Origin of the sequence: Pseudomonas sp. MEJ108 (assembly GCF_030208985.1) — a bacterium.
Taxonomy (GTDB): domain Bacteria; phylum Pseudomonadota; class Gammaproteobacteria; order Pseudomonadales; family Pseudomonadaceae; genus Aquipseudomonas; species Aquipseudomonas fragariae.
In genome coordinates this window covers 316,649-324,315 of the sequence record NZ_JARVSW010000014.1, presented here as the reverse complement: position 1 = coordinate 324,315, position 7,667 = coordinate 316,649, and the positions used below count along the sequence as shown (strand labels likewise).

The 7,667-nt window shown below is 60.6% G+C and carries 5 protein-coding genes; 1 reads left to right on the top strand and 4 read right to left on the bottom strand.

Annotated features, from left to right (window positions below; genetic code table 11):
* Positions 1 to 69: 69 nt before the first annotated feature.
* The 3 genes from QRN50_RS09160 to QRN50_RS09150 all read right to left on the bottom strand — a co-directional run bounded on the left by QRN50_RS09160 (position 70) and on the right by QRN50_RS09150 (position 3,437).
* On the bottom strand, positions 70 to 1,017 hold the full coding sequence (locus QRN50_RS09160) for a SphA family protein (RefSeq protein ID WP_011267926.1): 948 nt from the start codon (positions 1,015 to 1,017) through the stop codon (positions 70 to 72).
* Between the two features lie 84 nt (positions 1,018 to 1,101).
* The gene (locus tag QRN50_RS09155; protein WP_003401012.1) at positions 1,102 to 1,869 is read right to left on the bottom strand and encodes a coniferyl-alcohol dehydrogenase; all 768 of its coding nucleotides are present in this window, start codon (positions 1,867 to 1,869) and stop codon (positions 1,102 to 1,104) included.
* Positions 1,870 to 1,955: 86 nt separating this feature from the next.
* A complete protein-coding gene (locus QRN50_RS09150) occupies positions 1,956 to 3,437 on the bottom strand; it encodes a benzaldehyde dehydrogenase (protein WP_058398308.1) in 1,482 nt (493 codons plus the stop codon).
* Positions 3,438 to 3,714: 277 nt separating this feature from the next.
* Between QRN50_RS09150 and QRN50_RS09145 the strand changes: the two genes are divergently transcribed.
* Positions 3,715 to 5,478: a sigma-54-dependent Fis family transcriptional regulator gene (locus QRN50_RS09145; RefSeq protein ID WP_024642851.1), complete on the top strand. Its 1,764-nt coding sequence runs from the start codon at positions 3,715 to 3,717 to the stop codon at positions 5,476 to 5,478.
* 49 nt (positions 5,479 to 5,527) lie between these two features.
* On the opposite strand, the gene treS is transcribed toward QRN50_RS09145, so the two are convergent.
* Entirely contained in the window at positions 5,528 to 7,591 is a 2,064-nt protein-coding gene (gene treS, locus QRN50_RS09140; protein WP_003401001.1) for a maltose alpha-D-glucosyltransferase, read from the bottom strand.
* Positions 7,592 to 7,667: the final 76 nt, after the last annotated feature.

The following is a 7,667-nucleotide window of genomic DNA, read 5'->3' as shown; positions in this document are numbered from 1 at the left end:
TGACGCAGAGCGTCACGAACTGCATTCCAACGCGGAGCGTTGGAACGATAGTCAAAACAATCTCATGCCTTACAGCTTGTGCAGAAAATTCAGCACCAGCTTGTTGCCTTCGGTGCGGTTTTCCGCGCCCTGTTCGAAGTAACTATTGACCGTCAGCACGTTCTCCTTGTTAAAGGCATACAGGAAGCCAGGGCCAATGGCCCAAACCTTTTCCTTGCGACCGCTGACATCATGTCCATCCACCTGGGTGTCCGTGAACTGCTTGAGCCAGTAACCGTTGAGCCCCAGCGAAAGTTGCTCGTTAACCGCATATTGCAAGGTCAGGTTGGCGTGCAGCGCCTGCCCTGCCTGCGTATCGGAAACATTGCCGAACCCGGCTTGCGGGTCATCATTCTTGCCGTTCCACAAATACATGAAACGTCCGCTGGCCGACCATTTCGGCGAAAACCAGTAAGTCGCGGCGTAGTACGGGTTGAATGACCAGAAATTGCTCCCGGGGTTGATCGAGCGATTGCGATCGTAGGCACCGATCGGAATCGCAATGTCCGCCTCGATACGCTGGGTCAGCAGCGGACTGCCATCGGCACGGGTGATCGTCGGCAGTTGCAGAAACGGGCCGATGACCAGATCGCCGAAACCGGCGCGCGAACTCAGGGCGGTGTTGCCCAGACCGTCATCCACGTCGACATGCGCCAACGACGTGTTGATTGCGGTAATACCCGGCATGGCCCCATTGGCCATTGGCTGACCGACGTAGATGATCTGCGTAGTCACCGCCAATACATCCACGTCCTGTTTGGGAAGTTGCAGTTTGTCGCCATTCACGTCATTGAAGCGATTGGCCTTGGCATAGTTCAGATACTCCTCCAGATACCAGCCCGGCCCCGCAGGCGCCGGGGATCCGTCGTAGAAACTGGTGTTGCCCAGGTTGAGGCCGGGCAAGTCATAGGCGTATGCAGTCGATGACAGGGCGATGAATGATACGGTCGCAACGGTACGCAAGACAGACTTGGGCATCTTGTGATTCCTGTACTTATTGTTGTTGTTTTCAATAGCCCCGACGCCACGAGCGCGTCGCCGGGGTTGCAACACGTGCAGCCATTACACGTAAGAAGCGGCCAACCCTCCATCCACCGGCAAGTTGATACCGTTGACCCAGCGCGAGGCGTCGGAACACAGAAACGCAATCACCTCGGCCACCTCATCGGCCAGCGCAGGACGCTTCATGTGCAGGCCATCGCGGGTGACCCGCTCCTGGCCAACCATGCTGACAAAGTCTCCCAGAATCGGTGTGAACACCGGCCCCGGTGCCACGCAGTTGACGCGCACCGAATGATCGCGAAACCATTCCTGCGACTGCCTGAAGCTCCAGACGATCAGCGCTTCCTTGAAATACTGGTAGCAGGTTTCATGGGCGACCGGATTGGCCGCCAGCCACTCCTGCCCTTCGCTATAGCTTTCGGTGGCGGCCAGCGCCTTGTGCAACTCCAGCCTTTCCGGCCACTGTGAACCGAGTATCGACGCCACATTGACAATACTGCCGCCCGGCGCGATGCGTGGCAGCAAACGCTGGGTCAGGTGACGCAGCCCGAGATAATTGACCTGGGCGACCGCCTGAACGGGCGCTGTGCCGGGTACGCCGGCAATGTTGCACAGGCCGTCGATCTGCTTGGGCAAACGCTCGATCAATGCATCGATATTGTCTGGATCGGCGAGGTCCGCCTGGAAGAAACTGTCCACGGTCAACTGCGGTTCATGACGATCGATGCCGATTACCCGGGCACCCTGGAAGCGTGCCACACGTGCCAGCTCAGCGCCGATACCGGATGACACACCAGTGACGATCAGTGTTTTGTTATTCAGGTTCATAATCACGCGCTCTTATTGTTGTTGGATCACGTTTTGCCGTTGAATCACATCACTCGCTGCAATGAAGCATGGAATATCAGTCAGACTCAGAATGGATAGGCCGGTGCCTGGTTCTTCACCGTCACCCACTGCCATTGGCTGTATTCATCCCAGTCCGAGGGGCTGCCAGCACTGCTGCCGTTGCCCGACGCACCGCGCCCGCCGAACGAGTTGACACACTCATCGGCCACTGTCTGATCGTTGATGTGCAACATGCCGCACCTGAGTCGGTCGCCAATTGCCGTCGCGCGGCCGACGTCCGGGGAAATCACCGCAGCCGCCAGGCCATACTCGGAACGATTGGCCAGTTCGATGGCTTCCTCGTCTGTGGAAAAACTGACCACAACGGCCACCGGGCCAAAAATCTCTTCGTCGAATGCGCGCATGCCGGGTTTCACGCCGCTGAGCACGGTCGGTCGATAGAACAGGCCTTCATACTCGCCACCGGTTTCCAGTCGCGCACCGGCCTGCAGGCTGTCACTGACCACCTGATGCACGTGCTGCAACTGCCGTTTGTTGATCAGCGGCCCCAGAGCAGCCTCACCGCGTGCCGCGTTACCCACCGTCAGCGCCCGCGCCTTGTCCGCCAGCTTGCGGGTCAGGTCGGCGACAATGGATTCGTGCACCAGGATCAGACCGGTGGCCATGCAGATCTGCCCCTGGTGCAGCCAGGCACCAAACGCCGCATTGCTGGCGGCCAGATCAAGGTCGGCGTCTTCGAGAATGACCAGCGGATTCTTGCCGCCCAGCTCCAGCGACACTTTCTTCAGGTTGCGGCCCGCAGCCTCGGCAACCTTGCGTCCGGCCCCGGTCGAACCGGTAAAGGTGATCATCTGCACGTTGGTGTCGCGGCACAGCGCTTCGCCAGCATCAGCCGAACCCGGCAGCACGTGCAGCAGCCCCTTGGGCAGGCCGGCTTCCTCGAACAGCCGGGCGATCAGGAAACCGCCGCTGATCGGCGTCTGCGGATCGGGTTTGAGCACCACGGCATTACCGGCAGCAAGGGCCGGAGCGACCGAGCGCAGGGACAGTACCAGAGGAAAATTGAACGGCGATATCACCCCCACCACACCATGCGCAACACGCCGCGCATAGGACAGACGACCGGCCTGACTCGGCAGCATCAGACCATGGCCATGGGCCTGTGACAGCATGCCCGCTGCCTGACGCAACAACACGATGGTCTCGTTCACTTCGTGCTGGCCCTTGTGCAGGCTGCCGCCGGTCTCGCGGGCGACATACAGGGCCAGTTCATCGAACGCACAGACCGCATGATCGGCGGCCAGAAGAAATATGTCGGCCTTTTCACGCGGCCCCAGCGCCGCCCAGGCAGGTTGGGCCAGCGCGGCTTCTCGGCAGGCGACGGCAATGTCTGCGGCACCGGCCATGGCTGTGTTCATCAACAGCTCGCCGGTCGCAGGCTCGATGACGGGCAAGGAAGGAGACGAGGAAGGAATCCAATCGCCATTGAAAACGCATTCGGCTTCAATCGCGCGTTGCAACAGAGGGGTGCCATCAGACGCTGACATATTAACTCCGGCTTTTATGGTTGTAATCGCCTGCCCCATTTGCCATGGGAAACATGCGCCGTACGTACGTCAGAGCAAAGGCTGTGCCGGGATTGTAATCCGACCATCATGTCATCACTCGACCGCTTTGGGACAAGGGTTTGCGACGACCTTATTGAAGCGTCGAGCCCCTCAGGCAGAAACTCTACGCGGACACGCTTGTTCATTTGATGAAGTTATGTTTATTGATCAAGCCTTAATTTGATCATTTCGACCATTGCCCGGCCGAGGTACATCCATGAACAACCCTCACTGCGAGCTGCCCGATCACAGCGTCCCCACCGAGCATTTCTCGCCTCGCGGCGACAGCAGTCAGACGCACGCAGGCGACTCGCCAACCGCTGAGGAATTGACCAGTTGCCTGTTCTTCTCGCCTGATGATGGGCGCATCTGGCTTAACGACCAACGCATGATGCTGCTGCATACTTCATCGTTCGGCACCCTGCGCCGTGAAATCATCGAACGGCTGGGCCTGGAACAGGCACGCGGGATGTTCACCCGTGCCGGGTATCTGTCTGGCGCGCGGGACGCCCGATTGATTCGCGAACGCTGGCCACAGGCTGACGCCTCGTCGGCGTTTCGTGCCGGTACGCACTTGCATACCCTGGAAGGCATGACCAAGGTCGAGCCGCTGCACTTCAAATTCGACGCCGAGTCGGGGTTCTACGAGGGGGAGTTTCTCTGGCATCACTCGTGCGAAGCCGACGAACATGTTGCAGCGTATGGCATCGGCCAGGACCCGGTGTGCTGGACCGAAATCGGTTACGCCACGGGCTTTGTCAGCGGCCTGTTCGGGCAGATGGTGGTTTTCCGCGAGGTGGAATGCCGGGGCATGGGGCATGCGAACTGCCGTGTGGTCGGCAAGACCTCGGAACAATGGGGCGATGTCGAACGCGACCTGAGCTACCTGAGAGCGGTCAACTCACCTGCGCCAGTACACAGCGTCCCGACGCCAGCGGCGAGCTATGAGGCAAGCCCGCCGACCGGCACCGACCAGCCGCTGGTCGGCGCAAGCGCTGCCTTCAATGCGGCCACCCAGGCGTTGCAACGGGTGGCGATGACCCCGGCAACCGTATTGATCAGCGGCGAGTCCGGAGTCGGCAAGGAAATGTTCGCCCGCCAGTTGCATCAGCTCAGCCGCAACCGCGAAGGCCCGTTCGTTGCACTCAACTGCGCAGCCATCCCCGACAACCTTATCGAGGCCGAGCTGTTCGGTGTGGAGCGAGGGGCTTATACCGGGGCAACGCATTCCAGAGCCGGGCGTTTCGAGCGGGCCAACGGTGGCACGCTGTTTCTCGATGAAATCACCTCTCTGAGCCTTGCCGGGCAAAGCAAGCTGCTGCGCGCCTTGCAGGAACGCGAGATCGAGCGCGTCGGCGGGGTGCACGGCATCAAGGTCAACGTTCGAGTGGTGGCGGCGACCAATGTCGACCTGCGCAAGGCGGTGGCCGAGGGCGATTTCCGCGAAGACCTGTTCTATCGCCTGAACGTCTACCCGATCGCCCTGCCGCCACTGCGCGAGCGCCGCGATGACATTCCGCTGCTGATCAATTTCTTTCTCGGGCGCTTCTGTCAGGAGTACGGCAGGACGCCGGCCGGATTGACCATGCGCGCGCTGAAGACCCTGCTGGGTTATGACTTTGCCGGGAATGTGCGCGAATTGCAGAACCTGATCGAGCGCGGCCTGATTGCCAGTGATGAAGGCCAGGCCATCGATCTGGTGCATATTTTCCGCAACGAATCGTTACCACAGGACACCTACTCGCTGAATCACCATGGAGCACTGCGTCAGGCATCGACTGCGGGCGCACAGCAGGCACCTGCTACCTCGCTGCTGGATTCCCTTAATCAGCCGGATCAGGCGTTCTCCATCGACGAGCTTGAACAGCGCCTGATCCAGGAGGCGCTGGACAAGAGCGAAGGCAACCTGGCGGCGGCCTCGCGCTTGCTGGGCCTGAGCCGCGCCCAGTTTGCCTACCGCCTGAAAAAGCGCCAGCCCTGAACAGCCTGATTCAGTTTCACGCGCAGCCAGTCCGGCTGCGCGTGACACCTCAGAGTGGCAAGGCGCTGACCACACGCAGAGCCAGCCCTTCGTAGGCATCGAGGGTGATGGTGAACTCGCCCTGCTCGGTCAGATCGCCTTCAACACGCTCGTTGATGATGTCAACCACCGGACCCGGCGCAATGCCAGGCAACTGCAGCGTTTCGACGATCGTCTCCGCGCTGAAATTAAGCGCAGTGATCTGCGTGCCCTTGCCGGCCGGCAGCTCATGGACCATGACCAGCAGCCCTGGATGCTCGACATCAGGAATCAGAATCTGACGGCTTGCCGCGATGTCATAGGCGCGGCGCACAGCGAGAATCTTCTTGAGCTGCGAGGCAAACGAATCTGGACGCTGGAGTTGAGTGACCAGGCTGCCGTACAACGTCTTGGGACGCGGCATGTCACCGGCAGAAAACTCGGCTTCCGGGTCGAGATCGACCAGATCGTAGGCGCCGCGGTGAACCCAGCGCGTGTCGCCATCCTGCATCAGGTGGTCGACCTGCTCGGCCGGCAGCGTCAGGGCACCGACAAGGTCCCAGCCAGACAGGGCAAACACGCCCGGCTGCATGGCGTTGTACATCACCAGCAGCAGGTGAATGTGCTGGATCTGCTGAATGTCGGCATCGGTAATGGTGCTCAGGTCACGAATGCCCAGCGCTGCAGTGATGATGCTCGCCGTGGTGCAGGAGACGCCGTTGGTGACGAACTTGAGGTTGTACGGCGCGTGTTCGCCGGACAGCTTCTCGTACATTTCCTCACGAATGTGTTCACGCAGGATGTTGCCCGGGAACGTCTGGCCCTGGTAATGGAAGGTGTCGTGGGCGTGCAGCGTCCAGAAGTGCACCAGTTCCAGGGTCAGCTCATCATGGTTCTGCAAGGCATGGATCAATGACGCCGGATCGATGCCATAGGCATGCACCTGACGCAGCATCAGGCGCAGGAACTCGGTGGTGCCGGTCAGCAGCGCGTGCTGATAGGCCGGCCGGGTAATGAAGTCGTAGGACAGATCCGCGCCACCCTGCCCCATGGAGGCAATGTCATCAATGGTCAGGTTCAGTTCCTGGAAGCTGAAGCCGCCGGCCTTGCGGATCGCGCCGGCCAGAAGCTGGTTGCCGGTGATCGACAGCGGATGGCTTTCCGACCAGGCGGTGCCTTCGGCGCGACGTTCGACGCCAAGGAAACCGTTGGCGTCCAGGCGCAACACCCGGGCACCCATGACATCGATGGCATGCAGCGCGTCACCGATGATCATCTGCTGCGCGGCGAAGCTGGGGTCCAGCCAGTTCAGGGAGGGCTGGCCGTCCTTGAAGTAATGCAGGTAAACCCAACGGCGGGCCTTGCCATCAACGCCCTGTACCACATCGGTGGCGCTCCAGTCGGTTTCCTTGACCCCGGGCTCGAAGAAAATCACCCGCTGCAACTGGCCGACGATGTAGTGCTTGTCGCGCAACTGATCCACCACATCGGGCATCAGGTTGACCGCATCGCGACCCGCTGGCACTTCAGGCAACAGCTGCCAGTCTTCCTCACGAATCTCGACCATGTGGAACAGGCCGGGATAATCCTCGTACGCCATCTCGGCCAGGCGGAAGTCTGCGCCCTTGCCGGTGTGCGACGGGATGATGTCGTCGATGATCACCGCGTTGTGCGCTGCGGCAATGCGCGTCAGGCTCAACAGTTGCGCTTCGGTACCCAGGTCCGGGTCGATGCCGAAACTGATGCGGTCGAAGTTGCCATCGATACTCGGCGTGCGCTCGCGCCCCTGCAGTCCGCCGGACAGCTTCAGCGGCCCGTTGTGAATGCCCTGAATGCCGATTTCCGACAGTGCATGCCACAGCGTTTCATCACCCAGCGCTTCGAGCACCGAGCCGCCTTCGCGGGTAACGATTGAGGCCGGGTAGGCGGTAAACCAGACCGAGGCGATAGCGGAGGCATCTCTGGGACGTGCAAGGGCGAAAGGACGCTGCCAGAGCCTGCCCTGCCCCGAATAGGTCTTGGCGCGCTGTCTTGCGGCGTTCAGCATCGATTGCTCGACCAGCCATTCCACGTACTGCTTGTCCGGTATCGTCATAGCGTTCAGTCTTCCTCTCGAATCGGCGACCTGAGACGCCCCGCGTGCGGAGCGTCCTGAATGTATTGCTTACGGA